This window comes from Tatumella sp. UCD-D_suzukii (genome assembly GCF_000611875.2).
GTDB lineage: Bacteria > Pseudomonadota > Gammaproteobacteria > Enterobacterales > Enterobacteriaceae > Tatumella > Tatumella ptyseos.
Genome location: NZ_JFJX01000034.1, coordinates 1 through 831 on the forward strand (window position 1 = coordinate 1; position 831 = coordinate 831).

Consider the following 831-nt stretch of genomic DNA (forward strand, 5'->3'; position numbering starts at 1 on the left):
GGCGACACCGTCACTATCCTCGACAACGGCAAAGCCATCGGTACCGCTACCGCGGGCAGCGACGGCAGCTGGAGCAGCACCCTGCCGGCCCTGGCCGACGGCAGCCACAGTATCACCACCACCGTCACCGATGCGGCCGGCAATACCAGTCAGCCTTCGGCGGCTATTCCTGTCACGATCGAGACCACGGCACCGGCAGCAGCCGGTGATGTCGAACTGACCGACGGTAACGGTAATAACCTGTCCGGAGCGGAGACAAATGACTCTACCCCGGTCCTGAAAGGGACCGCGGCAGCCGGCGACACCGTCACTATCCTCGACAACGGTAAAGCCATCGGTACCGCCACCGCGGGCAGCGACGGCAGCTGGAGCAGCACCCTGCCGGCCCTGGCCGACGGCAGCCACAGCATCACCACCACGGTCACCGATGCCGCCGGCAATACCAGCCAGCCTTCGGCAGCGATTCCTGTCACGGTCGAGACCACGGCGCCGGCAGCAGCCAGTGATGTCGAACTGACCGACGGTAACGGTAATAACCTGTCCGGAGCGGAGACAAATGACACCACCCCGGTCCTGAAAGGGACTGCGGCAGCCGGCGACACCGTCACTATCCTCGACAACGGTAAAGCCATCGGCACCGCTACCGCGGGCAGCGACGGCCGCTGGAGCAGCACCCTGCCGGCCCTGGCCGACGGCAGCCACAGTATCACCACCACGGTCACCGATGCCGCCGGCAATACCAGCCAGCCTTCGGCGGCTATTCCTGTCACGATCGAGACCACGGCACCGGCAGCAGCCGGTGATGTCGAACTGACCGACGGTAACGGTAAT

The 831-nt window shown here is 65.3% G+C and carries 1 protein-coding gene; it reads left to right on the plus strand.

Translation table 11 applies throughout. From position 1 onward, the window contains the following. Positions 1-831 (plus strand): Ig-like domain-containing protein (locus CG67_RS07100; protein ID WP_038024737.1); only part of this gene is annotated, 831 nt, incomplete at both ends.